Raw genomic sequence first — 25,262 nt, forward strand, 5'->3', positions numbered from 1 at the left:
CAGCTATTGCGGTGCGGTGGGCTTGTCACCAGCCTCTCAACCAGTCGCCTGAGTTCCGAAGGTGTCGTGTGACCGCCGACGATCTCATGGTAACTGATGCCAGCACGTCGCAGCGCTTCCTTTTTGACCGCATCACGTGCTGCTGCTGTGCCTTGGTGATGCGCATGGCCTTGGTATTCGAGCGCATGTCGAGGCAGACAAGTCTCGTCCACAAGAAGAAGGTCCACTCGTTTCGAGTTGATGCAGCTGTAGGCGTCAGCGTTCGCGCTGCGCAAAATTTCGCCCAGTGACACTTGGGCCATCACCTGCCATCCCGGATTGCAGCTGATCACCATGCGATCAAGTTCCTTGAAGACGCGCACTTCACTCCTGTTGAGGAGCGGTTGAATAGTGAAGCTCGCACCCATGACGATCCGCAACTGGTCAGCAGGATCAGTCGGTTTCGGTGGCGCGGAAACAGGCTTCGGGGCAACCCATAGGCCGCTAAGAATGTCGCCCCCTCTGCGCTCTCTCGCCCAGCGCCTGCTATTGCTCTCCCTCCATGCCTGCCTCCGTTTCCTCGATAGGAGACGTTCCAAGGCCATACCAATGAAGACGCCAGCTAACAGAATGCAAATTAGCGAAAGAATTTGCTGCGTTTGCTCACTGAGCTGGAATGGCATGCCGGAAAGCTACCTCCGCGATGCAGATTATTATTCAGCGATGACTTATATCAGTGAAATGGTATGCGCATCGTCGACCTACTGGACGCATCGGACGACCGCCTTTCCACGCGCAGGGGATCGGGGCAATATAGGCCGTTGGTTTCCGCCTTCTGGAACACGGCGATGTTGGAAATCCCGGAAGATCGATGCGAGCGTCATCGCCTCTTCAAGGCGATCGACGATGCCTTCAAGGCCGGCGACTTCGACGGCCTCGGTCTAGCCTTGGGCGGCTCTTCCCGATGGTTCGACGAGCGCATGCCGTTTGAGTTCGGCCTTGGGCATCCGCTGGAATATGCGATCTATTGGAGCCCCGTCAGCTTCATCTCGATCTTGCTGGAGGCGGGCTCGGATCCGAATTATCAGGATCATGGCGGGTTTCCGTCCATCATTGCGGCGCTGTCCACCGATCGCGCCAATAGGCTGGACATCGTGCGGGTGCTGATCGAAGCTGGCGCCGACCCCAACATGCGGGGCGTCAACGACTGGACTCCGCTGCACTATTCGGTGGCCATCCGCAGTGTCGATGCGATCCGCCTGCTTTTGGCGGCGGGCGCCGACCCGGCGCTCGAAACCCGCATCGATGACTACAGGACCGCGATCAAGGAAGCCGAGATTGCCGGCTTTGAAGGCGGTGCTTCCTTGCTGCGCGATGCGATGGCTGGGCGCAACTGACGGACAGTGAGTTGAGGCGCTAAGAAACCAGCAAATGCCAGGCTAGCCTCAAACCTTCTTCAACCCCGCCTTGAAGCGCTTGCCGTTGGCGACATAATGCGCCGCCGAGCCGCGCAACCTTGCCACGGCCGCGTCGTCCAGCACCCTGATCGCCTTGGCGGGCGAGCCGACGATCAGCGAATTGTCCGGGAATTCCTTGCCCTCGGTAACCAGCGCACCGGCGCCGACCAGGCAATTCCTGCCGATTTTCGCGCCGTTCAGCACGATGGCGCCCATGCCGATCAGGCTGTTGTCGCCGATCGTGCAGCCATGCAGCAAGGCGCGGTGGCCGATCGTGCAGCCTTCGCCGATCGTCAGCGGAAAACCGGGATCGGTGTGCATGACCGTATGTTCCTGCACGTTGGTGTCGGCACCGATGACGATGGGCTCATTGTCGCCGCGGATGACGGCGCCGAACCAGAAGCCGGCATTGCGTCCGACCCTGACGTCGCCGATCAGCGTCGCATCGGGCGCGATCCAGTTCGAGTCCGCATCGGCGAAGCTGGGCTCTGTTCCATCGATCGCATAAAGCGGCATTTCTGGTCTCCGAATCGTCTCAGCCTGGCAGCTCGGACCCTAGGAGACGGACCGACCATGAGGCAATGGCAAGCACGACGACGCCCAGCGCCAAGGTCCACGCAATTGCCGTGCAGCCGCAGGACATCAGCGCCAACGTTGAAATGCGGCGCTGACGCCGGGCATCGATGGCGTCGTTGACCAGCATGAACGGTCCCGCACAGGCCGTGGCGAGCAGCGAGCGCAAGACATGTGACGGCGACACATAGGGTTCGGTGAAGGCGACCTTGCGGCCCGACACCAGTTCCATGGCCGATCCGGCCAGCCCGCAGGCCGTCAACCCGACGGCAAAAGCAAAGAGTGTGAGTTCCAGCGGTCCCATCTTAACTTTCCGTTTACCATGAAATTGCACAGTCGTTCCATGCAGGCTGCAAGAGCCATGCCGTGCGATGTGTGCCGCCCGGGGACACTGGAGGCGGACGGGCGGCCCGAGATCCGAGGACTGAGATGAAGCAGGCAGCGCTCGCCAACGAACTCACCGTGGTCGATTCCACGCTGATGAAGCGGGTGCTCTACGGGTTCGCGGCGCTCGCCCTGTTGTCGGTGGCGATCAGCCTTGCCGGCAAATGGTTCGGCCATTCGATCGCCATGGCCGGATACACCGACGACGCAACGGCCCACCAGGTGGTGATCGGCAACAATGTCATCACGGTCCCGGCCAATGCCATCCGTTTCGCCCAGGCCCGGCGCGACGGCATCGCCTCGCGGCTCGACCTCTATCTGCGCTATCCCCAGATGGACGGCTACAGCGAGGCCGCGCGGGATGATTTCAACCATACGGGAACAGCCAAAAGCATCGTCTTCCTGTCCTTCGAACAGCAGATGATGTCGCGTGACATGAGCGGCCGCTTCGCGCCGATCTACAGCGCGCTGATCACCCGACCCGGCACTGCCGGGCCTGGCGGCACGATGATTTATGGTTTCAACGAGAAATCAGGCTATCTGAACGAGGTGCTGGTTGTCGGCAATCGCCCCGGCAAGGAGCCGTTCGTGGCCCGTTGCCTGAGCGGGCCGAGTGCCGACCAATCGCTGGCGCCTTGCGAGCGCGACATCCAGGTCGGCGACGAACTCAGCCTCACCTATCGCTTCCCAAGGGAGTTTCTGGGCGATTGGCAGGCGCTCGACGCGGCAATCGCCACCGAAGCCGGGCGCGTTCTGAAGGCGGGACGTTAAGAACGCTTCAAGGGAACCGGCTGGCCGGCCGCATGAGCCGGCCGACCGCAAGATTTGCTGGCTCAGGCCAGATCGATGTCGAGAATCGCCATCGAAAAATTGTAGTCGCCGTCGTCCTCGTCCTTGAAGACGATGCCGAGGAATTCGTCGCCGACATAGACCTCGGCCGAATCGTCCTTGCGCGGCCGCGCCTTGACCTCAAGCTTGGGGTTTTGGAAGACGCGCTTGAAATAGGCGTCCAGCTTTCTGATTTCGTCCGGCTTCAACAGTCTTCTCCGATCATCGGGCTTGCTCGTTCGAACGCGCTTCTGGCACGTCGACAATGGCGATGTAAAGGCAAGCGGCCTGATTAAGGTCTGTTGATATTCACGTGAGGCCGGCCTGCAAATGGCGGTTTCCTGCGCTTCCCCGTTCTACCGCGTCGCGGTAGAACTGTGCTCACGTACCCAAACGTACGCTCCGCTCCGGTTCTCGGAACCCACCATTTTCGGCTCGGCCTGACCTGAATCTCAAAAGACCTTGGGCGAGAACAATCGCCCATGTCTGCCCACGGCCTCAGGCAGCGGACATATGACGGTCAGATGTCGAAACTGACGACCTGATCCATCGTCTGCGACGGCAAAAGCTGGTCCATCTGGCGCGACGGCTGATCGCAGCCGGTCTCGCCGACGACGCGGGCCGGCACGCCGGCAACCGTCTTGTTGTGAGGTACGGGCGACAGCACCACCGAGCCTGCCGCGATCTTCGAGCAATGGCCGATTTCGATGTTGCCGAGGATCTTGGCGCCGGCGCCGATCAGCACGCCGTAGCGGATCTTGGGGTGGCGGTCGCCGCCGGCCTTGCCGGTGCCGCCCAGCGTCACGCCATGCAGGATCGACACGTCATCCTCGATGACCGCGGTCTCGCCGACCACGAGGCCGGTTGCGTGGTCGATGAAGATGCCCTTGCCGATGCGGGCGGCCGGGTTGATGTCGGTCTGGAAGACCGAGGACGAGCGGCTCTGCAGATAGAGCGCGAAATCCTTGCGCCCCTGGTTCCACAGCCAATGCGCCAGCCGATGGGTCTGGATGGCGTGGAACCCCTTGAAATAGAGCACCGGCATGATGAAGCGGTCGCAGGCAGGATCGCGATCGTAATAGGCCTGGATGTCGACACGTACCGTCGTCGGCCACTCCTTGTCGTCGGCCAGCATGGACTTGAAGGTCTGGCGGATGAGATCGGAGCCGATGTCCTGGTGCGCCAGCCGCTCGGCCAGCCGATGAATGACTGCTTCTTCCAGGCTGTCCTGGTTGAGGATGGTCGAATAGAGAAATGCAGCGAGCAGCGGGTCGCGGTTGACAGCCTCCATGGCCTCGTCCCGGATCGAACGCCAGATCGGATCGACCGGCTTCAATGCGCTGTGTCGGGAAATGCTGATGCTGTTCATCGCCGTCTCGTCCTGCGTCCTGCCTGGCCTGCCTGTTGTGCTTGCCTGTTGCCTGGCCGCACATATAAGCCAGATCATAGCACGATTGAACTCAATTTTCCTTAGTGCTTTGTCAAATGGATTTGGTTCGCGGGAATTCAAGCAGCCATGGAAAACGAACCCTTGATCGACGACGCGCTGAAAAGCGAGCTCTCAGGGCTCTACCGGGCACAGGGCCGCCACTACCACAACCTTGCCCATATCGAGGCGATGCTGGCGCTGGCTGGCGACTATCGAAGGTTGCTGGCCGATCCCGAGGCGATCGAAGCGGCGATCTGGTTCCACGATGCCGTCTATGACAGCAAGGCCAAGGACAATGAGGCGCAAAGTGCCGCCCTTGCCGAAAAAAAGCTGGCGGGCCGCGCAGATCCTTCACGTATCAACCGCATCTCGGCAATGATCGTCGCCACCGCCACGCACCAGGTGCCGCCGTTCGACGACGCGACGGCCACACGGGACGCAAGTCTTTTCCTGGATATGGACCTGTCGATCCTGGGTGCCGCACCGGACGCCTTCGACGCCTATGAGCGCGCCGTGCGGCGCGAGTACCACTGGGTGGAGGAGCCGATGTGGCGAGCCGGACGCAGTGCGGTCTTGAAGAGTTTCCTCGCCCGCCCGCATATCTTCCACACGCAAGAGTTTCGCCAGCGCTTCGAACCGCAGGCCCGGGAAAACATCGCGCGATCGCTGGCGGCCCTTGCAAACGGCTAAGGACAATCAGGATAAGCGCCTATCACGATGCCAAGCAGCCTCGTCCCCGACTACGGCACTGCTTCTCGCTGCCCTGGCCCTCCGCTCAGAGCGGATTTTCGGCATAGAACTCCAGCACGCGCTGCTTGAAGGTCTTGTCCCCGACGGCCAGCATATGGTCCCGGCCCTCGATATGAAAAGCGCTGGCGTTCGGCATCAACGCTGCAAGCTCATCGGGCGAGCCGCCTATGTCGTCGGTGGTTCCGACGGCGACCAGCGTCGGCTGGGCGATGCGGGCAACATCCTGCTCGCTCAGCAATTCGCGCGATTTGGCGATGCAAGCCGCCAAGGCACGGCGATCGCTGCGGGTCTGGTCGGCGAAGGCGCGAAACGACCGGCCGCGCGGATGGCTGGTCGCGGCCGGATCTTCGGCAAGCAGCGCGTCGGCAATCGGATCCCAATCGCCGACACCGTCGATCATGCCGATGCCGAGGCCGCCGAAGACCAGCGTCGCCACCTTGTCCGGATCGGACAGCGCCATGAACGCCGCGATGCGCGCGCCCATCGAATAACCCATGACGTGGGCGCGCTCGATGCCGAGATGGTCGAGCAAGGCAGTGGCATCGGAGGCCATCTTGACCGGCGTATAGTCCGCCTCATCATAGCTCTTGGACGACGCGCCGTGGCCGCGATTGTCAAAGGCGATGGCGCGGTAACCGGCATCGTTCAGCGTCTTGAACCAGCCGGGCGACACCCAGTTGACATAGTGGCTCGAAGCGAAGCCGTGGATCATCAGCACCGGATCGCCCTCGCCCGATTCCGGCTGGCGGTCGAGGAAGGCAAGGTCGAAGCCGTCATGGGTGAAAGACTGCATCTGCGATCCCGCCTGTGTGCTCAACCGCCACCGCCATTGGGTGCATCGCCATTGTCGGCTGGTGGCATGCCGGGGCCGGACACCGTGCCCACCGCCGGATGGCGCAAAAGGTCGCCATACTCGATGCCGTTCCTGGCGGCAGTGCCTGCCTTGAGCTCAAGCACGAAACGCACCGGTACACCAGGCGAAATGACGGCGTCTGATTGCGGCTCGCCGTGCTTGACCGCCCGGATCTTGCCATCCTGGCCGACAAAAATCAGATCAAGCGGCATCGGGGTGTTGTGCATCCAGAAGCCAACCTGCTGCTGGACCTCGAAGACGAACAGCATGCCGTGGTTGTCCGCCATATCCTGGCGATACATCAAGCCAGCCTCGCGCTCCGCGGCGGTGTCGGCGACTTCGATGGAGAAAGAGCGATCACCGCCTTTCGTCACCACGACCAATGGCGCCGGATCGGCCGGAAGGATCATTGCCCGGCTGTCCGCCGAGGTCGGCTTTTCGGAATAGAAGTAACCACCGGCGGCGGCGATGAAGGCAATCGCGCACATCGCGCCCGCGGTCAGCCAGTTCCTGTAAGCCATTCGAGATCCTCGGCCGGAAACGCCTTAGTGCGAGACCGGCAAGGTCCCCATATCGGGGTGAATTTCGGCGGCCATAAGGCCTTTGTCGCCGCGCCCGAAACGAACCAGCACGACCTGTCCGGGCCGAAGCTCGGTGATACCGTAACGGCGCAAGGTCTCCATATGGACGAAGATATCCTCGGTACCCTCGCCGCGGGTGAGAAAACCAAACCCCTTGGTGCGGTTGAACCATTTCACCAAGGCGCGTTCGAGACCGCTCTCCGGCGTCACCGCGACATGGGTGCGCTGCTCCTGCATCTCGGCCGGGTGGACCGCGGTGGTGACATCCATGGAGAGCACACGGAAGGCCTGCAATCCGCGCTCGCCATGCTTGACGAGGCAGACCACACGCGCGCCTTCCAGGGCCGTCTGAAAGCCGTCTCTTCGAAGACATGTCACATGGAGGAGGATGTCGCCCGAGATGCCGTCATCCGGGAGGATGAAACCATAACCCTTGGCCACATCGAACCACTTGATGGCGCCGGCTACTTCGAGCAGATCAGAAGCGTCGCCGCCTTCGTCACGCTGCAATGCGTCGCCAAGGGTTCCGTCCCGCCCCATGAAAGAGGCCTTTTCCCCCATAAGAATGCCCCCTCTTTTCAAGAACACCGCAACTGATTCTTGCCAACAGATTAACACTGCGGCTTCCGGTGTGTGCAAGACCTGCCGTGCCTTTTTTCACGGTTCATTGGGGCAATACCGGATTTGTTCTTTGCCGGCATTGCGCACCGCCGCACGATTGCCCTTTGACAGGGCCGACCCTATGTTGCGCCGCAACGCAATTTATCGAGGAAATCACATGCGCTATCTGCACACCATGATCCGTGTCGCCGACGTCGATGCCTCGCTCGACTTCTACTGCAATAAGCTCGGCCTCAAGGAAGTGCGCCGCTACGAAAACGAGCAGGGCCGCTTCACGCTGATCTTCCTCGCCGCACCGGAAGACGAGGAGAGCGGCATCAATGAAAAGGCACCGCTGGTCGAACTGACCTACAATTGGGATCCCGAAGACTACAAGGGCGGGCGCAATTTCGGCCACCTCGCTTATGAGGTCGACGACATCTACGCCACCTGCCAGCATCTGATGGACAATGGCGTCACCATCAACCGGCCGCCGCGCGACGGCAACATGGCTTTCGTCAAGTCGCCGGACGGCATCTCGATCGAGCTTTTGCAGAAAGGCCCGGCCAAGGCCAAGGCCGAGCCTTGGGCTTCGATGGCGAACACCGGAAGCTGGTAGCCGATCACGCTGTCTTGAGCGGACAATGCCAGGCTGACGGCCCCGCTACCGTTTGGTTTTTCAGGGGCGGCGCCTATCTGTCTGGCTGAGGCGCCAGGCTTGGGCCGGCGCCCAGCCATGCAAAAGGCGCTTGCCCAGGAGAATTCATGCCGACCAGCCATGCCGACGTCGCCACCGAACATGCCAGCCGCTACCTGCAGCAGTTGTGCAAGCACTGGGCACACAAATTCCCGGTCGAGTTCGATCCCACCCATGGCACCATCGATCTCTCAATGGGCCGTACCGTCATGGCTGCCGATGCCGCAGCGCTGCATGTCACGGTGTCGACTGACGAAGCAGGATCGATCGAGCGCCTGGAAAGCGTTGTCGCCGATCACATCAAGCGCTTTGCTTTCCGCGAAGAACTGACCTTCGACTGGAAACCAACTTCCGCCTAGCCGGCCAACTACTTCTCACCGGCGTGTGCGGCCATCTCCAGCAGCGCCTGCACCGAGCGCCAATTGCGCGCGGTACCCGGCACTTTCAGCGTGCGCGGGATCAGCCCGGCAAACACCGATTTGCCCAGCCCATTCGGTGCGCTGAGGTAGAGCACATCGCCCTTGATCGCGAAGCGTTCGGGGCCGGTGCACTTTTCGGTCAGCCGCGCCACCTCATCGGCGGTCGGCTCGCGTTCCAGCACATAGGCGTGCAGCTTCGTGTGGTCCGCGGCAATTTCCGGATAGGGATTTTCGCGCACCAGCTTCTCGAACCAGGAGAGATCGCGCACCACGATGCGCGAATGGAACCCCCATTTCGTCTCGAAGGCTGCTTCGAGCAGGTTCGCCAGTGCCGCCGCGTCGCCTTTCTTCGCCCGGAACACGGCATTGCCGCTCTGCACGTAGGTGGCGACGTCGGAAAAGCCGAGGCCCTCGAAGAACGACCGCAGCTCCGCCATCTTGACGATGCGGTTGCCGCCGACATTGATGCCCGAAAACAGCGCGACGAAGACTTTTCCCGGATCAATCATTCGATCGCTCATATGATGAACCCGGCCAGTGTCTCGTTGTCGGTGATGTCCTGATACTGGACGCCCTCGGCCTCGAACTTCGCCTTGAGCAGATCGAAATTGCGACGGTCCCTGGTTTCGATGCCGATCAGCACCGAACCAAAATTGCGCGCCGATTTCTTCAGATATTCGAAACGGGCGATGTCGTCGTCGGGTCCGAGCAGTTCGAGGAAATCGCGCAGCGCGCCCGGCCGCTGCGGAAAACGGATGATGAAGTATTTCTTCAAACCCTCGAAGCGCAACGCCCGTTCCTTGACGTCCGGAAGCCGCTCGAAATCGAAATTGCCGCCCGAAACCACGGCGACGATTGTCTTGCCCCTGATCTCCTTCTTGGAGAAATCCTTGAGCGCATCGATCGCCAACGCGCCAGCCGGCTCCAGCACGACGCCTTCGACGTTGAGCATCTCGATCATGGTGGCGCAGAGCCTATTTTCCGGGATTAGCCGCACCGTGTCGGCCGGAAAATCCTTGAGATGACGCAACGGCTCGCGGCCGATCTCGGCCACCGCGGCGCCATCGACGAAATTATCGACCTTGGCGAGCTTGAGCCGTTTCCCCGCCGCGAGGCTCTCGCGCAGGCTCGGCGCGCCTGCCGGTTCGCAGAAGACGAAGCGTGCTTCCCTGCCCTGATCGGCGAAATAGTGGGTGACGCCCGCGGCAAGTCCGCCACCGCCGACCGGCAGCATGACGATATCGGGCATGCGGGCGCCCGGCATCTGGTCCGCGATCTCGTAGGCGACGGTTGCCTGGCCCTCGATGATGTCCTTGTGATCGAAAGGCGGCACCATATGGGCGCCGGAACTGTCGGTGAATTCCAGGGCAGCGCGATAGCAATCGTCGAAGAAATCGCCGACCAGTCTGATCTCGATGAAATCGCCGCCGAACAGCCTGGTCTTGTCGATCTTCTGCTGCGGCGTCGTCACCGGCATGAACACGACGCCTCGCCTGCCGAAATGGCGGCAGACGAAAGCAAAGCCCTGCGCGTGGTTGCCGGCGGACGCGCAGACGAACAGTTCGGCCTCGTTGCCGGCCGCCAGTGTCTTGCGGAAGAAATTGAAGGCGCCGCGGATCTTGTAGGAGCGGACCGGCGACAGATCCTCGCGCTTCAACAGCACCCGCGCACCGGTCTTTTTCGACAGATAGTCGTTTTCCTGTAGCGGCGTTTCAGGGAAGATCTGGCGGATCGCGGCGGCAGCGGCAGCAACGCGGGAAGAGAAACTGTTCATCGGAAACCACCCCTGGGGAAAATCACCTTGCGTTGCATGCTGTCCGCGGATCTCTATCATTAATCGGGTCGCGAACGTTCGGTTGTTGAGCGCCATGACCAGGTGCGGCGCGAGCCCGCCTATCACATATCCGGCTCCCCAGCGCCATCGTCCATCATTTACGTCCTTCCGGGCGGAAATTTTGCGAAATATTTTCAGCTACTTGCGGGTGCATTCTCATACCCCCTCGCATCGGGCGGTATGAAATCGCTATCTCTGCGGGGATTGGAGGGCCGGCGGCGACGCCGCTCATTGCGCACATCACGCAGCCGTTTCCCGCCATTTTGGCTTTCGCGCAACACTGCGATGGCCGCAGCGGGGCGCCGATCACATTTCGACTCGACAGGACTTAGTTCTGCCGCACTCTGCCTGTCCGGGAGGTATCGTGAGGATAGACAGGCCTTTCGGCCGGAGTTGGAAATTCAGGCGTGCCTTTGAAGAAGATTTTTACCGTTGTCCTGGCCTTGTTCGTCGCCGGCTGCGCCGGCCAGCAAACACAGGAATTGCTTGGCAGCGCCATGGTGTCGGCGCCGGTGACGGAGATCGCCGGCAACCACTCGATCTTCATCGCCACGACGCGCAAGAAATCCGACGATCCCAACAAGGTTTTCGACGGCGAACGGTCGGCGACGCTGAACTATGCCCGCGTCAACGTCACCGTTCCGGGGCTTCACAAGACCGGCCAGATCGAGCGCCGCTCGCGCGGCAAGTCGGACGACCCGGCCAAATATTTCATGGCTTCCGAGGTCGTCGGCTACGACACGCAGCCGAAATTCTCCAGCGCGCTCAACGCCGACATCGCGGCGCGCGGCGGCCGCGTCATGGTCTTCGTGCATGGCTACAACACCGGCTTCGATGCCGCCGTCTATCGCCTGACCCAGATCGTCCATGATTCCGGCTATCCCGGCACGCCAGTGCTGTTTTCCTGGGCATCGGGCGCCAGGACCACCGACTATGTCTATGACAAGGAAAGCGCCAGCGCTGCCCGCGACCAGTTGGAGGTGACGCTCAGGATGCTGGAGCAGTCCGGCGCGCGGCGCATCGACATCGTCGCACATTCGCTCGGAACCTGGGTCACCATGGAAACGCTGCGCCAGATGGCCATCACCGGCGATCGCGATCTCGGCGGTAAGCTCGGCGACGTGGTGCTGGCCTCGCCCGACATCGATGTCGACGTGTTCAAGAGCCAGATGCGGCGCTATGGCAAGCCCGACAAGCCGTTCATCCTGCTGTTATCGGACGACGACCGCGCGCTGCGGCTCTCCGGCCTGATCGCCGGTTCACGGCCGCGTGTCGGCGACTACAAGGATGCCGCCGATCTTGCCTCTTATGGCGTGACGGTCGTCGACCTGTCCAAGGTCAAGGGATCGGACAGCTTCAACCATACGAAGTTCGCCGACAATCCGACGCTGGTGAAGATGATCGGCCAGCGGCTGCGCGAGGATGACGGCTTTGCCAGCGACCGTGATGTCACCGACCGCATCAGCCTGCTTGGCCAATAGGTGCGGTCTCGCGGCCATGCCTGCCCGGCATCGCGGACGTATGGATTCACTTTGAACTGGACCGCGCCGGTCTCTGGCCTTATCGGAATAGCCAGCGACGTCACGCGTTTGACGTCCCCTTTGGCGGGAGCCTGCGTGTGACCGTGCGTTCGAAGAGCTACCTCGTCGTTGCATTGGCGCTCGCTGTCACCGGCTGCGCTGGCGGAAAAACGCACGACCTGCTCAACAGGACGACGGTCTCGGTGCCCGCATCCGACATCGCGGCCACGCATGAAATCTTCGTCGCCACCACCCGCCAGAGGGCAACAAAAGAGCCGCGACAGGTTTACGACGGCGATCGCTCGCTGACCACCAGCTTTGCCCGTGTCGACGTCACCGTTCCCAAAAGCCATCAGGTCGGCGCCATCGAGCGGGCCAAGGGATCGGCAAACAGCAATCCTGCCAAGGATTTTACCGCCAAGGACGTCACTTTCTATGAGGGCGCGCCCCAGTTCGCCAAAGCGGTCGGCGCCGACATTTCCATGCGCGGCGACCGTGCGCTGGTTTTCGTGCACGGCTTCAACAACGGTTTTGACGACGGCATCTACCGGCTGACGCAGATCGCCCACGACACCAAATATCCCGGCACCCCGGTCCTGTTCTCCTGGGCTTCGAGCGGCAAGACCACGGGTTACATCTACGACAAGGAAAGCGCCAACGCAGCGCGCGACGACCTCGAGGCGACGCTCAGGATGCTGGCCAAGACCAAGGTCAAGAGCATCGACATCATCGCCCATTCGATGGGAACCTGGGTGACCATGGAGGCGCTGCGCCAGCTTGCCATCACCGGCGACCGGGATCTCGGCGGCAAGCTCGGCTATGTCATCCTGGCCTCGCCCGACATCGATGTCGACGTCTTCAAGAAGCAGATGATCCGCTACGGCAAACCCGACAAGCCGTTCGCCATCCTGCTCTCTGCGGATGACCGGGCTCTCAAGCTCTCGTCCCTGATCTCGGGCGACAAGCCGCGCGTCGGCGACTACGGCAACGCTGCAGACCTCGCCAGCTATGGCGTGTCGGTGGTCGATCTTTCCCAGGCCAAGGGCGGCGACCGCCTCAACCACGCCAAATTCGCCGACAACCCGATGCTGGTGCAACTGCTCGGCGACCGGCTGCGGGCGCCGGCGGGCCTCGCCTCGGACGAACCCGACCCGACACAGCTCAACAATCTCGGCCAGGGCCTTGGCAAGGCCGTCGGCTCGGTCGCAGAGATCGTCATCACCACGCCGTTCAAGGTGCTGACCATCGCCACCGGCGGGTGAGCCAGCGGGCGGCATTGGCCCTAGGATTGTTGAGATTCGGGTCAGGCCGAGCCGAAAGTGGTGGTTTTCGAGAACCGGAGCGGAGCGTACTTAAGTACGTGAGCACCGGAAGCGCAGAAAATCGCTAGTTGCAGGCCGGCATGGCCTGAATATCAACAATCCTAGACGAACAGATCGACCTTCTGGAATGTCGTCACATCGATCAGGCCGACGTCGGAGATCCTGAGCTCCGGAATGACGACCAGCGCCAGCAGCGAGTGCTGCATGTAGGCGTTGTTCAGCGAACAGCCCATCTTGCGCATCGCCTCGGTGAGCTTCTCGGCCTTGGCCGCGACGATTTCCGCCCGTTCGTCCGACATCAGGCCTGCGATCGGCATTTCGACCAGCGCCAGTTCCTTGCCCTTGGAGAACAGCACGACGCCGCCACCGACCGCGCCCAGACGGTTTACCGCCAGCGCCATGTCCTGCTTGTTGGTGCCGACGCAGATGATGTGGTGGGCGTCATGCGCCACGCTGGACGCCATGGCGCAGTCGCCCATATAGCCGAAGCCCGAAACGAAGGCGTTGGTGACGCCGCCCGTGCCCCTGTGACGCTCGACCAGCGCGATCTGGCAGATGTCGTTGCGGCGGTCCATTGCGACCAGCCCGTCCTCGACCGGCAGATCGGCCTCCAGCGCGCGCGTCGGCGCCTGGTTCTCGATGACGCCGATGACACGCACCCGAACCTCGTTGGCGCCCTTGGGGGCGGCGATATCGAAGTCGTCGCCCTTCAACTTCTTGCCGAGCTTGACGGTGTTCTTCGCCGTCCGGGGGTAATCATAGGCCGGAATGTCGATTTCGAGCTTGCCGCCCTTGGCCACCCTGACGCCGCGTGCATAGACCTCGTCGATGGTCATTGCGGCGAGATCCGAGACGATCAGCAGGTCGGCCAGCCGGCCCGGCGCGATCGAGCCGATCTCGCGCTCCAGTTTGAAATGCTGGGCGGTGTTGAGCGTCGCCATCTGGATCGCCGTCACCGGCTTCAATCCCTGTTGGATGGCGTGGCGCACCACGCGGTCCATATGGCCCTCCTGGACCAGCGTGCCGGAATGGCTGTCGTCGGTGCACAGGATGAAGTTGCGCGGGTCGATTCCGCTCTCCGTCACCGCCTTGATCTGCGAGGCAACGTCGTACCAGGCCGAGCCCAGCCGCAGCATCGCCTTCATGCCCTGGCGCACGCGGGCGATGGCGTCCTCGGCGCGCGTGCCCTCATGATCGTCCTCGGGGCCGCCGGCGACGTAGCCGTGGAACGGCAGGCCGAGATCGCGCGAGGCATAGTGGCCGCCGACCGTCTTGCCTGCATGAACCGTCGCCGCGATCTCGCCCGACATCACCGGATCATTGGCGACGACGCCGGGAAAGTTCATCACTTCGCCCAGGCCGATAATGTTCTCCCAGGTCATCGCTTCCGCGACATCGGCGACCGTCAGCTCGGCGCCGGCATGTTCCAGCCCCGGCGCCGAAGGCACGCAGGACGGCATCTGCACATGCACGTTGATGGGCATGGCGACCGCTTCGTCATGCATCAGCCGCACGCCGGGCAGACCCAGAACATTGGCGATTTCATGCGGGTCGATGAACATCGAGGTAGTGCCGTGCGGAATGACGGCCCGGCAGAACTCGGTCACCGTCACCATGCCGCTCTCGACATGCATATGCGCGTCGCAGAGGCCGGGCACCAGATAACGCCCGCCGGCATCGACCACCTTGGTGCCCTGGCCGATTGCATGGCTGGCATTGGGCCCGCAATAGGCAAAGCGCCCGCCGGCAATGGCGATGTCGGTGCCGGCGATGATCTCGCCCGAATGAACGTTCACCCAGCGGCCGTTGCGCACGACCAGGTCAGCGGGTTTGCGCCCCACGGCGACATCGACCAGATGTGTCGCCATCTCGGTCCACGGTCTGGGTTTTGCGGGCGTTGCTTTCGTCATTGGCGATTCCTCGGTTGCCGCCAGTCTCGCAAATGTCGGCGGGCGCCGCCAGAGCCGTCGGTCCGACATACCGCGTCAGGGCGAGCTTGTTGACTAATCCGGCTGGAAGGCGATGCTGACCGCGAACCGAACCATATGAGGGAAGACATGACCCGTTTTTGGAAAGCGTTCGCCATCGTTATCTTGTTCGCAGCGTCGACCACTTCTGCCGTGGCCGAGGAGCGTTGGCAGACCTTGCCGGAACCAGCGGCCATGCCCAAACCCGATCAGAGCGGATACGCGCCGGTGAACGGCATCCAGATGTACTACGCCGTTTTCGGCGCGGGCGATCCGGTGCTGCTCATCCACGGCGGCCTCGGCCACGGCGACATCTGGGCCAGCCAGGTGGCCACGCTTTCCAAGACGCACAAGGTAATCGTCGCCGACAGCCGTGGCCACGGCCGCTCCACCCGCACCGAGCAGCCCTATGGCTACGACTTGATGGCATCGGACTATCTGGCGCTGCTCGACCACCTGAAGATCGACAAGACCGCGCTTGTCGGCTGGAGCGATGGCGGCATCATCGGTATCGACATCGCACTGCATCATCCGGAGCGGCTGACAAGGCTGTTCGCGCAAGCCGCCAACGTAACCACCGACGGCCTTGATCCGGGCGTGATGACCAACAAGACCTTTGCCGCCTACATCGACCGCTCCGGCCGCGACTACAAGAAGATGTCGAAAACACCGGACCAGTATGACGCCTTCGTGGCGCAGATGAGCCACATGTGGGAGAGCGAGCCGGCGTGGAGCAAGGAACAGCTTGCCCAGATAACCACGCCGACGGCGATCGTTGCCGGCGACCACGATGAGGCGATCAAGCGCGAACACACCGACTATATCGCCTCCGCCATCCCAGGTGCGAAGCTGATCGTCCTGCCCAACGCCAGTCATTTCGCCATGCTGCAAGCGCCGGATGAATATAGCCAGGCTGTGCTGGACTTCATCGATGCCAAATAGAGGATTCTGTACGGCGACAGGGGGATTGCGATTGCGGCGAATGCGGTTATCCTTCTGACGAGGATCTTTCTGAACCGTCATTTCGGGGAGTTCGATGCGTCGATTGATGGTCGCTAGTGCCGGTTTCCTTGCCGTTCTGGCCGTGCCGGCTTTTGCAGCCGACCCGGCGGTCGACGTGCCAATGACCGCGCCCGGATTCGACTGGACGGGCTATTACGCTGGTCTGCAGGCCGGCTATGGCTGGGGCCAATCCGATGTATCGGTGACAGAAGGTGCGCCATTTTCCATCGCGCCCGACATTGACGGCGGTTTTGTCGGCGGCCACGTCGCCGGCCTGTGGCAATTCGACCAGGCGGTGCTCGGCGCCGAGGCGGACCTCAACTATTCCTCGGTCGGCGGCACGACGGTATCGGCGCTGGGAAGCACATTCGGCACCGACATCAAGTGGTTCGGGTCGGTCAACGCCAAGGCGGGTTACGCCATGGACCGCCTGCTGGTCTACGGCATTGGCGGCGTCGCCTTTGCCGGCATCGAAACATCGCAAGTCGCGGGTCCGGCGTTCGACAGCACGCGCACGAATGTCGGCTGGACCGTGGGTGCCGGCGTCGACTACGCGCTGACCGACAAGTTCGTCGTCGGCGCGCAGTATCGCTACTATGATTTCGGCTCCGAGCACTACGAGGTGGCAGAACCCTTTAACGATCGCGATCAGAACGTGAAGCTGAATACGGTCGGGATCAATTTGAGCTACAAGTTCTGACCAGGCCCACAATCGCGACGCTGCCGGCCCAGGCGACCACTTGAGGGGCTCTCTTCATGGAAGGGTGGCCGACGCTCCCAGTGGGCGGGGGGAATGGGTTGGGCCTGAGAGGCGCCGGCCTTGGCGGATCAAATCCACCACACAGGCATCCTACCACTACCCGCCGCGCCGATAATTCCGTGATCGCGCCAGTATCATCAAGCCGCCCGGTCTGTTTGCACGTTCGGCGAACGCTCAACAACACGACTTGACGGCCTGTGTCTGGCGTCTGAAAAGGGCTGGCCTGCGGACGTGGCGGAATTGGTAGACGCAAGGGACTTAAAATCCCTCGATCTCTGATCGTACGGGTTCGATTCCCGTCGTCCGCACCACCCTTCGCTCTTCGAGCTTCGGGTGGCAGGCCACCTGAAGCTCGGCAGGTTCGTTCAGGCGCACCAATTTCACCGGCTACAGCTTGTCGGCATCTCTACGCCTCGAACACTTTCTCAGTGAACCATTCCGCCAACCTGGCAAGCTCCGGCCCCAGCACGCGATCGGCGCCGACAGGCGGCACGATAGCTCTGATTTGATCGACGAAGGAACGCAGTGTCGGCGGCGGCGTCCGTTCGGTGACGTGCAGCGCCTGCGAGGCGATCATTGCCAGCATCGCCATGGCGGCATCGACGCAGCGGCCGGCGGTTGCTTCCTTGGTCCATGCGAAGAACGCCGTCGTGGCGACGTCGTCCTGCCCCGCGCCAGCCGATTCCGTGCCCGGAATGAAGGTGCGCTGTGCGGCCAGCTTGGCCTGCTCAAGATAACCGGTGATCGCCATCGGCACATAGCCGACATTGCCATGGCCATCGCTGTCGGCTGAGTGACGTCCGGTCATCAGCAGATCCGGCAGCAGCGACACCTTGCCGTTCAGAAGCTTCGAGGCGTGGCGGTCGCAGAGCAGGCAGATGTCGGCCCATATCGCCGCCAGATCGTCCAGCGCCGGCGTTGCCATCGCATTGTGATAGCCGCCGGTCGAGATGCAGCGGCCGAGCCGATGTGCATCGTCGGGCGGGATGTAGACGGGATTGTCCGATACCGAGGCCAGCGACACATTGGCCGCCCGCTCGGCCGTCGCCAGCGCACGATGCGCCTGGCCGAGGACGCGCGGCACGATGCGGTAGCTGACCGGCGCCTGATAGTTGCGTCGCCCATCGCCGGCGCCAACCAGAAACTCCCGCAATCCCTGCAGGGCAGCCGTCTCATGCTCATCGCCCCAGAGCGTGTCGAGCGCCGCGTCATAGTGCTCGAGCGGCGCGCGAAACGCTTCGATCGACAGCGCGAACACTTTTTGCGCCATGCGGATGCGGCGGCGCCCCGCGAGCGCTGCGTCGGCCACCAAAGCGGCGGCGCAGGGCGAGCCGTTGATGAGCGAGCCGCGTTCCTTGACCTCGAGGTCGAAGCGCGTCGAAAGTTCTGCAAACAAGGGATAGAGCGCCAGGATCTCACCGGCGCCGCCCTGGCCGGAGGCCGGCACGACAGGCATCGGCTCACCGTCGAGCATCGCGGCCACGGCTAGCGCGATGCGCGGCGTGGTGGCGGCGTTGCCCTCGATGAAGTTTGTCAGACGGGCAAGCACGATCGCCCTGACCACGCGATCCGGCAAGGGATCGCCGAACGAGGTGGCGGCGGCAAACGCCTTGATGCGCGCATGGCGATCACGCTCGTCAGGTTCGAGCTTTCGGCTTGCCAATTCCCCCATGGCGGTTGTGACGCCATAGATGACCGGTGGCGGATCGGATTCGATCAGCTTCAGAAACGAGGCGCGGCATTCGGCGATGCGCTGCAAGGCCTTCTCGCTGATCTCCACCGTGTCCTTCTTCCAGGCGACGCGGAAGACAGTGTCGAGGTTGATGTCGTCACGCGTCGACAGGCTAACTGGCATGCTTCACACCATCGGAAATAAGGGACCTAGTAGAGTGGTTCCTCGAACAGCGTCTTGTCGCCGTCGACCAGCGCCTTGATCTGTGCGGTGCCGTCGCCGGCAAGCGCAAGACGGATGCCGAATGGCCGCACCCGCATGTCGTTCTGGATCGCCATCCCCTCGCCTTCCGGCAGATAGAAGCGCTCGATGCCATAGTCCGGCGCGATGGTCGCCTCTTCGCCGCGAAGGTCCCAGCCTTCGGCGATGTGGCCTAGAATATCGGCCTCGTCGGCGGTTGCCATCGTTGGCGCCTTGCCGAACCAGGCGGCCGTCGGCTGCCAATAGCCGTCGGCGCCCTTCTTCAGGCGCACCACAATCGACGTATCGTCGCTTGAAAATTTGTCGGGCGGAATGTTGGCGATCATTTTCACCGGTATGCGTGAAATCTCGTAGCCCAGGATAATATAGTCGCCGCGCAGGAGGTCGCGCGGATCGACGGGTTCGATCTTCAGCAGCACTTCCTTGCCGTTGCGCAGGATCGCCGCCCGGCCGGCGATGATCCAGCTCAGGAAGCCTATCTGGACGAGCGCCACCACCAGCGCCGAGATGACAAGCCTTTTCCCGGTGATCATGCCGTGGCTCCCTTGGCGTCTGGGCCCTTCATGCGTTTTTCCACGCGGATGATGACGATCGCGAGGATGCCGAGCAGCACCGCGGCGGCCAGGAAGAAACCGGCCGTATCGAGCATCGATTGCAGGGTCACGACATAGATGATGGCGAGTTCGAAGGCGAAGCCGAGATAGGCAAGCCAGCGTAGCCCACGGCTCTCCCGTCCTGCCAGCACGATCGCGGCGACAACACCGGCCAGCGCGATCGCCGAAGCGAGGGCAAAACCGCTGTTGTAGGTGCTCTCGTCGGCGAGTTCGAACTGGATCATTGCGAGGCCGGTGAGGAAGCCGAGCAGCGCGTGCAAGGGCAAGCGGCCGCCGAGTTGCACGACCCGGTCGACCGGGCCAGGCGCGAAGACCGAGGCCGCGAACAGCAGCGCCGAGGCGACGACCAGCGGGATCGCCACCTGCAGCGTGTCGTGGTTGGTGACCAGCAGCATAAGATAGAACAGCACCGACAGGATAATCAGGTGGCGCGCCGCCTGGCTGCGGGTCCAGAACGAGACGGCAAACAGCACGATCGCCATGACGACGAAGCCGTGCGGAAAATCGCTGCGGCTGTAATAGTCGAAGCCTTTGAGGAACAGCCAGGCATCGGCGATGCCGACCGAAGCCACCGTCAGCGGGTTCGATCGCAGCGCAACCGCCGCCAGCGCCGTGCCGGCTCCCCAGGTCACCAGAGCCGAGGCCTCGTCGCCCGAGAGATGATACATCTGGCCGATCAGCGCGATCGAGCCGCCGAAAGCCGCGGCCGCCACGATCCACAGCGCTTCCCCGATTGCCGCATGGTCGCGGGCCTTCAGCACCGCGCCGCCGACATAGCCGCCAAGGATGACGGCAAACAGCGCCGCCACGCGCGCCAGCCTCGGGATCGCGTCCCAATTGGCGGCGACGAAAATCAGGATGGCGGCGCCGAACAGCAAGGCGGCCATCATAGCCAGGATCGAGCCGAAGCTCAGCGACTTGCGCTCGTTGGCCTCGACATCGCGCGCCAGCGAATCGGCCGTCGCGGCGTCGATCATGCCGGCCTGCTGCCAGCGCGCGATATCCGCCCTGACCCGCGACGAATAGCTCGCCATGCTGCTTCTCCCCCCAGTTTGGTCTTTTTTGCAGCCGATCCGGTCAAGCCGTTGGCGCTAAGGCATTTTCCGATTCGGGTTTCTTTGTGTCAGGTCCGTGAACGCGCGTTAATGCTGCATTGCACAATTTGCATTGCTGCCATGCAGCCATAGCGCTTTTAAATCGATATGGGTCCGCCTATTTATAGTTCGTACACAAACGGAATGATCCGCAAGAAAGACGAAACGAGAACTACCATGAACCTGATCCGCAACTACCGCAACTGGCGCCGCTACAGGGACACCGTGTCCGAGCTGAGCCGCCTGAGCAACCGTGAACTGACCGACCTCGGCATCAGCCGCAGCGACATTCCTTACGTCGCTCGCAAGGCGGTCTAATTCTTCGGACCGCGAATGGTCCGAACCAGTTTTGAAAAAGAGAACGACAATGAACCTGATCCGCAACTATCGTAACTGGCGCGTTTATCGCGAGACGGTTACCGAGCTGGGTCGCCTTTCGAACCGCCAGCTGCATGATCTCGGTATCGTCCGCGACGAAATCAAGATCATCGCCCGCCAGGCGATCTAGACAGAATTTCGCCAGGGTCGACCTCCTCCCCGACCTTGACGAATACGGTCACCCCTTACCTCCTCCCAAGGGTTGACCACAAAAACGGCGCCCGCCGCACCTCCTCCCGCGGCGGGCGTTGTTTCCCAGGGGCAAGACGAATTTTGCTCCAGAGGTTTCGCCCCTTCTAAAAATGGCGAAAGGAATTTCGTCAAAGCCGACCTCCTCCCCGGCGATGACGAATATGGCCGGCCTTCACCTCCTCCCGAAGGTCGACCCCAAAAACGACACCCGCCGGACCTCCTCCCCCGGCGGGTGTTGTTGTTTTCAGGAGGCGCTCCCATCAGCAGCTGTTTGCCCCGCACCGCGCACGGCAATTGCAATCGCCGCACCAAGCGATTATTCCGGCGCTCATGAGCAAAAACCCAATCCACATCATCGGCGGCGGCCTCGCCGGTTCCGAAGCCGCCTGGCAGGCAGCGCAAGCCGGCGTGCCCGTCATCCTGCATGAAATGCGGCCCGTTCGTGGCACCGATGCGCACAAGACCGATAGCCTGGCCGAGCTCGTCTGTTCCAATTCCTTCCGCTCCGACGACGCCGACAACAACGCGGTCGGCCTGTTGCACGCCGAAATGCGGCTGGCCGGCTCGTTGATCATGAGCGCCGGCGACGCCAACCAGGTGCCGGCCGGCGGCGCGCTGGCCGTCGATCGCGACGGATTCGCCGATGCCGTGACGAAAAAACTCGAAGCACACCCGCTGATCACCATCCGGCGCGAGGAAGTGCCAGGTCTGCCGCCGACGGATTGGGACCAGGCGATCGTTGCCACGGGTCCGTTGACCGCCCCCGGGCTTGCCCAGTCGATCGCGGAAGCGACAGGCGCCGATGCGCTCGCCTTCTTCGACGCCATTGCGCCGATCATCCATTTCGACACGATCGACATGAATACCTGCTGGTTCCAGTCGCGCTACGACAAGGTCGGGCCAGGCGGCACCGGCAAGGACTACATCAATTGTCCGATGGACAAGGACCAGTACCTTGCCTTCGTGCAAGCGCTGGTCGACGGCCAGAAAACCGAATTCAAGCAATGGGAAGGCACGCCCTATTTCGACGGCTGCCTGCCGATCGAAATCATGGCCGAGCGCGGTGTCGAGACGCTACGCTACGGGCCTATGAAGCCGATGGGGCTGACCAATGCCCACAATCCGACGGTAAAGGCCTATGCCGTCGTCCAGTTGCGGCAGGACAATGCGCTGGGCACGCTCTACAACATGGTCGGTTTCCAGACCAAGTTGAAGCATGCCGAGCAGGTGCGCATCTTCCGCACTATACCGGGTCTCGAAAACGCCGATTTCGCCCGTCTCGGCGGCCTGCACCGCAACACCTACATCAACTCGCCGACCTTGCTCGACGCTTCGCTGCAACTGAAGTCGCGGCCCGGCCTGCGTTTCGCCGGCCAGATCACCGGCTGCGAAGGCTATGTCGAGAGCGCTGCGATCGGCCTGCTCGCCGGCCGCTTCGCCGCCGCTGAACGGCTCGGCCTTGCTCCGTCCCTGCCGCCGCTGACCACGGCCTTCGGCGCTCTGCTCAACCACATCACCGGCGGTCATATTGTCTCCGATGACGAGCCGGGAAAGCGCTCATTCCAGCCGATGAATGTCAATTTCGGCCTGTTCCCACCCGTCGAAGCTCCGAAGGCCGAGGGCAAACGCATGCGCGGCAAGGACAAGACCGTTGCCAAGCGGCACGCCATCACATCGCGTGCGCAGGCTGATTGCCGGCACTGGCTGGGACTTCCGGCGCAACCGGAAACGGCCGAAGCGGCGGAATAAACAGCTTCGCGTTCTGATTGGACCCCATGATCCGGGACAAAGTCGAAGACGGCTCCTTCGGTTCGGCCAGTGAAGTCATCCGCGCCGCCCTGCCTTCCAGCGCGAGGAGGAAGAGCACGCTGAACGCATGGCGTCCATCAGGGCGCGGGTGAAGGCGTCGATCGAAGACAAAAGACCCGCTGTTCCGCTCGATGAGGCGATCGACCGGGTAAAGAGCCGGATTTCGCAACTGACGAGGGAGAGCGATGATCCAGCGTCCCGCCGTCGTTCTTAGCGAAAGCGCGATCTCCGATCTAGAAGCAATTGGCGCCTACATCCTTGAGAGCAGCGGCAGCGAAAACATCGCCAACGGTTTCGTGGATCGGATAGAAGAGCGCTGTCAGAGTATCGGCAATGCGCCTCGTGGCGGTCGCTCGCGCGACGATATCGTTCGGGGATTACGACCCGTCCCATTCCGAGCATTCCGCCGTCATCACCACCTGACCGAGAACGATGTCATCCGCATCGTCAACATCTTCTATGGCGGTCGCGACTATGAGACGCTGATGCGCGACGGCGGGTCGAACGAACCATCCTGAGGCGATATTATTCAGCCGGCTCGACACCAGCCATCGGCAATCCCGGCTTTCCCGCCTCACCCGGATTTCGCCTGACATAGGCCGCCTTCAAACTCTCCGAGGTTTCGCGCGAGCCGTCATGGCTCCAGCCGGGCGGCTTGATCAGATAGTTCAGGCGATCGCTCAAGGTCAGACCGGGCGCAAAGGCATCCCTGAACATGCCGATCCATTCATGGAATGCCACTTTCAGCGGATTGAAGGTGCCGAGATTCCTGACGATGCCGTAGCGCGGCCGGTCTTCTTCCAGTTCCCCGACGAAGGTGCCGAACATGCGGTCCCAGATGATCAGCGTGCCGGCATAGTTGGCGTCGAGGTAGCGCGGATTGGTGGCGTGATGGACGCGGTGGTGTGAGGGCGTGTTGAAGACGAACTCGAACCAGCCCCACATCTTGCCGATGGTCTCGGTGTGGATCCAGAACTGCCAGACGAGGTTGAAGCCGAAGGTGAAGGCAATCACCGCCGGGTGGAAGCCGAGCAGCACCAGCGGCGCCTGCAGCATGAACATGAAGGTGAACAGGCCCGTCCAGCTCTGCCGCAGCGCTGTCGACAGATTGTAGTGCTGGCTGGAATGGTGGTTGACGTGTTCGGCCCAAACCCAGCGCACCCGGTGCGCGATGCGGTGATAGAAATAGTAGCGCAGATCATCGAGCAGGAAGGCCACCAGAAAAATCCAGATCGACAGGCCGAGATTGAAGACGCGGAACTGCCAGAGCCACAGCAACGCCCAGTAGGACACGACGCCAAGCAGCAGCCCGGCAACGACATTGCCGGTACCCATCATCAGGCTGGTCAATGTGTCGCGCGTTTCGAACGAACCCTTGGCACGGCCGGTGCGCACCAACCAAAGCTCGATCAGGATCGCGACAACGAAGAACGGGATGGCCAGTTGAGTGACCTGCGGAAAATTGTAGTCGTCCATCATGCCGCCTCTCCGCCGAAACTCTGCGGCTCAAGCGCCTTCAGCAAGCCTTGCGCATCCGTTGCGCTGGCAAAGCGGAAGCGGCCGCCCTTCCAGGTGAAATCGGCGAGCCGCAGCGAGACCGTATTCCCGTCTCCAGCGTCCAAAATCGTGACATCTTGAGGCGTGACGATGCGGGTCAAGAAGCAGTCGCCTACGCTGTGAACGATCCCGAAGCGCCCTCGCCCGATATCCAGGAACGCGGTCCCGGCATCTGCTGTCAGGCGGACCGCCGCCACGATCTCGTCGGGAAAATCCTCGGCGAATCGGCTCACTGCCTGATCGGTGCCACTGAGCGTCGCCGTCTTGCTGCCGCCGGTGAAATGCACCGCCGCAACCGACAGTGCGATGCCGAAGGTAACGATCGCCACCAATATGGGTAAGCTCATTCATCTCCTCCGAGCCGGTCTGTTGTCTTCGGCAACAGTTTGGCGCGGGGACGTCTTAACATGATTGACGTTTACGTCAAAGAGCAGGCCAGCCCCTGCTCGCACGACGCAGCAGCAGCCAATGCCGGCGCAAGGCCGACAGCCGCGCCACGCCTTCGAGCGGCGAGCCATTCTCCATCTTGCCGAGATAGGCGCGTGACAGGGCAAGTGGCAGGAATGCCGGGCGCAGCGAGACCGGGAGAGCCGGTGCGCCTTGCTCGAAGGCGGAAAGATGTTCCCGTGCCAGCGCCATCATCGCCGCCACCGCGCGTTTGGCGCCGGGTCCGCCGTCGCCGGTGACGAATTCTTCCGGCGACGATCCCGCTGCCGCCAGAATGTCGGCC

30 protein-coding genes, 1 tRNA gene and 1 pseudogene are annotated in these 25,262 nt (G+C 62.3%); 15 read left to right on the forward strand and 17 right to left on the reverse strand.

What is annotated here, in order from left to right; translation table 11 throughout:
* Window positions 1–620, reverse strand: a pseudogene (locus tag EN990_RS28295) (DUF2726 domain-containing protein); the annotation flags it as partial.
* A 207-nt stretch (window positions 621–827) separates the two neighbouring features.
* On the opposite strand from EN990_RS28295, the gene EN990_RS28300 reads away from it, so the two are divergent.
* Window positions 828–1,376: an ankyrin repeat domain-containing protein gene (locus tag EN990_RS28300; protein WP_027160405.1), complete on the forward strand. Its 549-nt coding sequence runs from the start codon at window positions 828–830 to the stop codon at window positions 1,374–1,376.
* A 48-nt stretch (window positions 1,377–1,424) separates the two neighbouring features.
* Here the strand turns inward: EN990_RS28300 and EN990_RS28305 are convergent, their stop codons facing one another.
* Together EN990_RS28305 and EN990_RS28310 are read right to left on the reverse strand one after the other, a co-directional pair.
* On the reverse strand, window positions 1,425–1,952 hold the full coding sequence (locus EN990_RS28305) for a gamma carbonic anhydrase family protein (RefSeq protein ID WP_027160406.1): 528 nt from the start codon (window positions 1,950–1,952) through the stop codon (window positions 1,425–1,427).
* A 19-nt stretch (window positions 1,953–1,971) separates the two neighbouring features.
* Window positions 1,972–2,313 (reverse strand): hypothetical protein, encoded by a 342-nt coding sequence (locus tag EN990_RS28310; RefSeq protein WP_013531336.1) that lies wholly within the window; start codon window positions 2,311–2,313, stop codon window positions 1,972–1,974.
* Between the two features lie 125 nt (window positions 2,314–2,438).
* Here EN990_RS28310 and EN990_RS28315 point away from each other — a divergent pair, with 125 nt between their 5' ends.
* Window positions 2,439–3,164, forward strand: coding sequence for a hypothetical protein (locus tag EN990_RS28315; RefSeq protein WP_024503873.1), 726 nt, complete (start codon window positions 2,439–2,441; stop codon window positions 3,162–3,164).
* Window positions 3,165–3,226: 62 nt separating this feature from the next.
* Here EN990_RS28315 and EN990_RS28320 read toward each other — a convergent pair whose 3' ends face one another.
* Both EN990_RS28320 and cysE read right to left on the reverse strand, forming a co-directional pair.
* Entirely contained in the window at window positions 3,227–3,430 is a 204-nt protein-coding gene (locus tag EN990_RS28320; protein WP_013531334.1) for a DUF3126 family protein, read from the reverse strand.
* A gap of 311 nt (window positions 3,431–3,741) precedes the next feature.
* Entirely contained in the window at window positions 3,742–4,590 is an 849-nt protein-coding gene (gene cysE / locus EN990_RS28325) for a serine O-acetyltransferase (RefSeq protein ID WP_013531333.1), read from the reverse strand.
* Between the two features lie 147 nt (window positions 4,591–4,737).
* Between cysE and EN990_RS28330 the strand changes: the two genes are divergently transcribed.
* Window positions 4,738–5,340, forward strand: coding sequence for a hypothetical protein (locus EN990_RS28330; RefSeq protein WP_013531332.1), 603 nt, complete (start codon window positions 4,738–4,740; stop codon window positions 5,338–5,340).
* 85 nt (window positions 5,341–5,425) lie between these two features.
* On the opposite strand, the gene EN990_RS28335 is transcribed toward EN990_RS28330, so the two are convergent.
* From EN990_RS28335 to EN990_RS28345, 3 genes are read right to left on the reverse strand one after another with little or no spacing between them, the layout of a single operon-like run.
* On the reverse strand, window positions 5,426–6,193 hold the full coding sequence (locus EN990_RS28335; protein ID WP_164753911.1) for an alpha/beta hydrolase: 768 nt from the start codon (window positions 6,191–6,193) through the stop codon (window positions 5,426–5,428).
* Window positions 6,194–6,213: 20 nt separating this feature from the next.
* Window positions 6,214–6,774, reverse strand: coding sequence for a DUF192 domain-containing protein (locus EN990_RS28340; RefSeq protein ID WP_027160409.1), 561 nt, complete (start codon window positions 6,772–6,774; stop codon window positions 6,214–6,216).
* Window positions 6,775–6,798: 24 nt separating this feature from the next.
* A complete protein-coding gene (locus EN990_RS28345) occupies window positions 6,799–7,374 on the reverse strand; it encodes a cold-shock protein (RefSeq protein ID WP_174564974.1) in 576 nt (191 codons plus the stop codon).
* A gap of 238 nt (window positions 7,375–7,612) precedes the next feature.
* Between EN990_RS28345 and gloA the strand changes: the two genes are divergently transcribed.
* Both gloA and EN990_RS28355 read left to right on the forward strand, forming a co-directional pair.
* Window positions 7,613–8,053, forward strand: coding sequence for a lactoylglutathione lyase (gene gloA / locus EN990_RS28350; RefSeq protein ID WP_063172309.1), 441 nt, complete (start codon window positions 7,613–7,615; stop codon window positions 8,051–8,053).
* Between the two features lie 146 nt (window positions 8,054–8,199).
* Entirely contained in the window at window positions 8,200–8,490 is a 291-nt protein-coding gene (locus tag EN990_RS28355; protein ID WP_027160411.1) for a DUF2218 domain-containing protein, read from the forward strand.
* Window positions 8,491–8,498: 8 nt separating this feature from the next.
* On the opposite strand, the gene EN990_RS28360 is transcribed toward EN990_RS28355, so the two are convergent.
* Entirely contained in the window at window positions 8,499–9,059 is a 561-nt protein-coding gene (locus tag EN990_RS28360; protein ID WP_127369806.1) for a DUF1697 domain-containing protein, read from the reverse strand.
* Window positions 9,060–9,067: 8 nt separating this feature from the next.
* Entirely contained in the window at window positions 9,068–10,324 is a 1,257-nt protein-coding gene (ilvA, locus tag EN990_RS28365) for a threonine ammonia-lyase IlvA (protein ID WP_024503866.1), read from the reverse strand.
* Between the two features lie 467 nt (window positions 10,325–10,791).
* On the opposite strand from ilvA, the gene EN990_RS28370 reads away from it, so the two are divergent.
* Together EN990_RS28370 and EN990_RS28375 are read left to right on the forward strand one after the other, a co-directional pair.
* Window positions 10,792–11,865 carry an alpha/beta hydrolase gene (locus EN990_RS28370; RefSeq protein ID WP_013531324.1) on the forward strand — a complete coding sequence of 358 codons (1,074 nt, stop codon included), beginning with the start codon at window positions 10,792–10,794 and terminating at the stop codon, window positions 11,863–11,865.
* A 137-nt stretch (window positions 11,866–12,002) separates the two neighbouring features.
* Complete coding sequence (locus EN990_RS28375; protein WP_024503865.1) at window positions 12,003–13,166, forward strand: alpha/beta hydrolase; 1,164 nt, start codon at window positions 12,003–12,005, stop codon at window positions 13,164–13,166.
* A 161-nt stretch (window positions 13,167–13,327) separates the two neighbouring features.
* Here EN990_RS28375 and ade read toward each other — a convergent pair whose 3' ends face one another.
* Window positions 13,328–15,136 (reverse strand): adenine deaminase, encoded by a 1,809-nt coding sequence (ade, locus tag EN990_RS28380; protein ID WP_127369396.1) that lies wholly within the window; start codon window positions 15,134–15,136, stop codon window positions 13,328–13,330.
* Window positions 15,137–15,283: 147 nt separating this feature from the next.
* Here ade and EN990_RS28385 point away from each other — a divergent pair, with 147 nt between their 5' ends.
* The 3 genes from EN990_RS28385 (at window position 15,284) to EN990_RS28395 (ending at window position 17,266) form a co-directional block, all read left to right on the forward strand.
* Window positions 15,284–16,135: an alpha/beta fold hydrolase gene (locus EN990_RS28385; RefSeq protein ID WP_127369395.1), complete on the forward strand. Its 852-nt coding sequence runs from the start codon at window positions 15,284–15,286 to the stop codon at window positions 16,133–16,135.
* 94 nt (window positions 16,136–16,229) lie between these two features.
* Window positions 16,230–16,895 (forward strand): outer membrane protein, encoded by a 666-nt coding sequence (locus tag EN990_RS28390; protein WP_027160415.1) that lies wholly within the window; start codon window positions 16,230–16,232, stop codon window positions 16,893–16,895.
* A 285-nt stretch (window positions 16,896–17,180) separates the two neighbouring features.
* Window positions 17,181–17,266, forward strand: a tRNA-Leu gene (locus EN990_RS28395).
* Between the two features lie 95 nt (window positions 17,267–17,361).
* On the opposite strand, the gene EN990_RS28400 is transcribed toward EN990_RS28395, so the two are convergent.
* The 3 genes from EN990_RS28400 to EN990_RS28410 are packed head-to-tail and all read right to left on the reverse strand — an operon-like array spanning window position 17,362 to window position 20,536.
* Window positions 17,362–18,810 (reverse strand): aromatic amino acid lyase, encoded by a 1,449-nt coding sequence (locus EN990_RS28400; RefSeq protein WP_127369839.1) that lies wholly within the window; start codon window positions 18,808–18,810, stop codon window positions 17,362–17,364.
* A gap of 26 nt (window positions 18,811–18,836) precedes the next feature.
* Window positions 18,837–19,421, reverse strand: a complete 585-nt coding sequence (locus EN990_RS28405) for a GDYXXLXY domain-containing protein (RefSeq protein ID WP_027160417.1) — start codon at window positions 19,419–19,421, stop codon at window positions 18,837–18,839.
* Window positions 19,418–20,536 carry a DUF2157 domain-containing protein gene (locus EN990_RS28410; RefSeq protein WP_127385714.1) on the reverse strand — a complete coding sequence of 373 codons (1,119 nt, stop codon included), beginning with the start codon at window positions 20,534–20,536 and terminating at the stop codon, window positions 19,418–19,420. The genes EN990_RS28405 and EN990_RS28410 overlap by 4 nt, the downstream gene beginning before the upstream one ends.
* Before the next feature lie 237 nt (window positions 20,537–20,773).
* Between EN990_RS28410 and EN990_RS28415 the strand changes: the two genes are divergently transcribed.
* From EN990_RS28415 to EN990_RS28435, 5 genes are all read left to right on the forward strand, one after another.
* Window positions 20,774–20,914 (forward strand): DUF1127 domain-containing protein, encoded by a 141-nt coding sequence (locus tag EN990_RS28415; RefSeq protein ID WP_013531315.1) that lies wholly within the window; start codon window positions 20,774–20,776, stop codon window positions 20,912–20,914.
* A gap of 49 nt (window positions 20,915–20,963) precedes the next feature.
* Entirely contained in the window at window positions 20,964–21,104 is a 141-nt protein-coding gene (locus tag EN990_RS28420; protein WP_013531314.1) for a DUF1127 domain-containing protein, read from the forward strand.
* Window positions 21,105–21,496: 392 nt separating this feature from the next.
* Complete coding sequence (gene trmFO, locus EN990_RS28425) at window positions 21,497–22,915, forward strand: methylenetetrahydrofolate--tRNA-(uracil(54)-C(5))-methyltransferase (FADH(2)-oxidizing) TrmFO (protein ID WP_127368531.1); 1,419 nt, start codon at window positions 21,497–21,499, stop codon at window positions 22,913–22,915.
* A gap of 26 nt (window positions 22,916–22,941) precedes the next feature.
* Window positions 22,942–23,067 (forward strand): type II toxin-antitoxin system ParD family antitoxin, encoded by a 126-nt coding sequence (locus EN990_RS36835; RefSeq protein ID WP_224675324.1) that lies wholly within the window; start codon window positions 22,942–22,944, stop codon window positions 23,065–23,067.
* 93 nt (window positions 23,068–23,160) lie between these two features.
* Window positions 23,161–23,493 (forward strand): type II toxin-antitoxin system RelE/ParE family toxin, encoded by a 333-nt coding sequence (locus EN990_RS28435; protein WP_127368530.1) that lies wholly within the window; start codon window positions 23,161–23,163, stop codon window positions 23,491–23,493.
* A gap of 7 nt (window positions 23,494–23,500) precedes the next feature.
* On the opposite strand, the gene EN990_RS28440 is transcribed toward EN990_RS28435, so the two are convergent.
* The 3 genes from EN990_RS28440 to EN990_RS28450 form a co-directional block, all read right to left on the reverse strand.
* Entirely contained in the window at window positions 23,501–24,451 is a 951-nt protein-coding gene (locus tag EN990_RS28440) for a sterol desaturase family protein (RefSeq protein WP_206519177.1), read from the reverse strand.
* Entirely contained in the window at window positions 24,451–24,861 is a 411-nt protein-coding gene (locus tag EN990_RS28445; protein WP_337123853.1) for a hypothetical protein, read from the reverse strand. The genes EN990_RS28440 and EN990_RS28445 overlap by 1 nt, the downstream gene beginning before the upstream one ends.
* 94 nt (window positions 24,862–24,955) lie before the next feature.
* Window positions 24,956–25,262 (reverse strand): squalene/phytoene synthase family protein (locus EN990_RS28450; RefSeq protein WP_348629900.1); only part of this gene is annotated, 307 nt, incomplete at its 5' end.

The sequence above is a fragment of the Mesorhizobium sp. M7A.F.Ca.US.005.03.1.1 genome (assembly GCF_003997975.1).
Lineage (GTDB): Bacteria > Pseudomonadota > Alphaproteobacteria > Rhizobiales > Rhizobiaceae > Mesorhizobium > Mesorhizobium ciceri.

Coding starts and splice junctions, on each gene's coding strand:
- EN990_RS28300 (WP_027160405.1), top strand. CDS start 828: ATGTTGGAAATCCCGGAAGATCGATGCGAGCGTCATCGCCTCTTCAAG.
- EN990_RS28305 (WP_027160406.1), bottom strand. CDS start 1,952: ATGCCGCTTTATGCGATCGATGGAACAGAGCCCAGCTTCGCCGATGCG.
- EN990_RS28310 (WP_013531336.1), bottom strand. CDS start 2,313: ATGGGACCGCTGGAACTCACACTCTTTGCTTTTGCCGTCGGGTTGACG.
- EN990_RS28315 (WP_024503873.1), top strand. CDS start 2,439: ATGAAGCAGGCAGCGCTCGCCAACGAACTCACCGTGGTCGATTCCACG.
- cysE (WP_013531333.1), bottom strand. CDS start 4,590: ATGAACAGCATCAGCATTTCCCGACACAGCGCATTGAAGCCGGTCGAT.
- EN990_RS28330 (WP_013531332.1), top strand. CDS start 4,738: ATGGAAAACGAACCCTTGATCGACGACGCGCTGAAAAGCGAGCTCTCA.
- EN990_RS28335 (WP_164753911.1), bottom strand. CDS start 6,193: ATGCAGTCTTTCACCCATGACGGCTTCGACCTTGCCTTCCTCGACCGC.
- EN990_RS28340 (WP_027160409.1), bottom strand. CDS start 6,774: ATGGCTTACAGGAACTGGCTGACCGCGGGCGCGATGTGCGCGATTGCC.
- EN990_RS28345 (WP_174564974.1), bottom strand. CDS start 7,374: ATGGGGCGGGACGGAACCCTTGGCGACGCATTGCAGCGTGACGAAGGC.
- gloA (WP_063172309.1), top strand. CDS start 7,613: ATGCGCTATCTGCACACCATGATCCGTGTCGCCGACGTCGATGCCTCG.
- EN990_RS28355 (WP_027160411.1), top strand. CDS start 8,200: ATGCCGACCAGCCATGCCGACGTCGCCACCGAACATGCCAGCCGCTAC.
- EN990_RS28360 (WP_127369806.1), bottom strand. CDS start 9,059: ATGATTGATCCGGGAAAAGTCTTCGTCGCGCTGTTTTCGGGCATCAAT.
- ilvA (WP_024503866.1), bottom strand. CDS start 10,324: ATGAACAGTTTCTCTTCCCGCGTTGCTGCCGCTGCCGCCGCGATCCGC.
- ade (WP_127369396.1), bottom strand. CDS start 15,136: ATGACGAAAGCAACGCCCGCAAAACCCAGACCGTGGACCGAGATGGCG.
- EN990_RS28385 (WP_127369395.1), top strand. CDS start 15,284: ATGACCCGTTTTTGGAAAGCGTTCGCCATCGTTATCTTGTTCGCAGCG.
- EN990_RS28390 (WP_027160415.1), top strand. CDS start 16,230: ATGCGTCGATTGATGGTCGCTAGTGCCGGTTTCCTTGCCGTTCTGGCC.
- EN990_RS28400 (WP_127369839.1), bottom strand. CDS start 18,810: ATGCCAGTTAGCCTGTCGACGCGTGACGACATCAACCTCGACACTGTC.
- EN990_RS28405 (WP_027160417.1), bottom strand. CDS start 19,421: ATGATCACCGGGAAAAGGCTTGTCATCTCGGCGCTGGTGGTGGCGCTC.
- EN990_RS28410 (WP_127385714.1), bottom strand. CDS start 20,536: ATGGCGAGCTATTCGTCGCGGGTCAGGGCGGATATCGCGCGCTGGCAG.
- EN990_RS28415 (WP_013531315.1), top strand. CDS start 20,774: ATGAACCTGATCCGCAACTACCGCAACTGGCGCCGCTACAGGGACACC.
- EN990_RS28420 (WP_013531314.1), top strand. CDS start 20,964: ATGAACCTGATCCGCAACTATCGTAACTGGCGCGTTTATCGCGAGACG.
- trmFO (WP_127368531.1), top strand. CDS start 21,497: ATGAGCAAAAACCCAATCCACATCATCGGCGGCGGCCTCGCCGGTTCC.
- EN990_RS36835 (WP_224675324.1), top strand. CDS start 22,942: ATGATCCGGGACAAAGTCGAAGACGGCTCCTTCGGTTCGGCCAGTGAA.
- EN990_RS28435 (WP_127368530.1), top strand. CDS start 23,161: ATGATCCAGCGTCCCGCCGTCGTTCTTAGCGAAAGCGCGATCTCCGAT.
- EN990_RS28440 (WP_206519177.1), bottom strand. CDS start 24,451: ATGGACGACTACAATTTTCCGCAGGTCACTCAACTGGCCATCCCGTTC.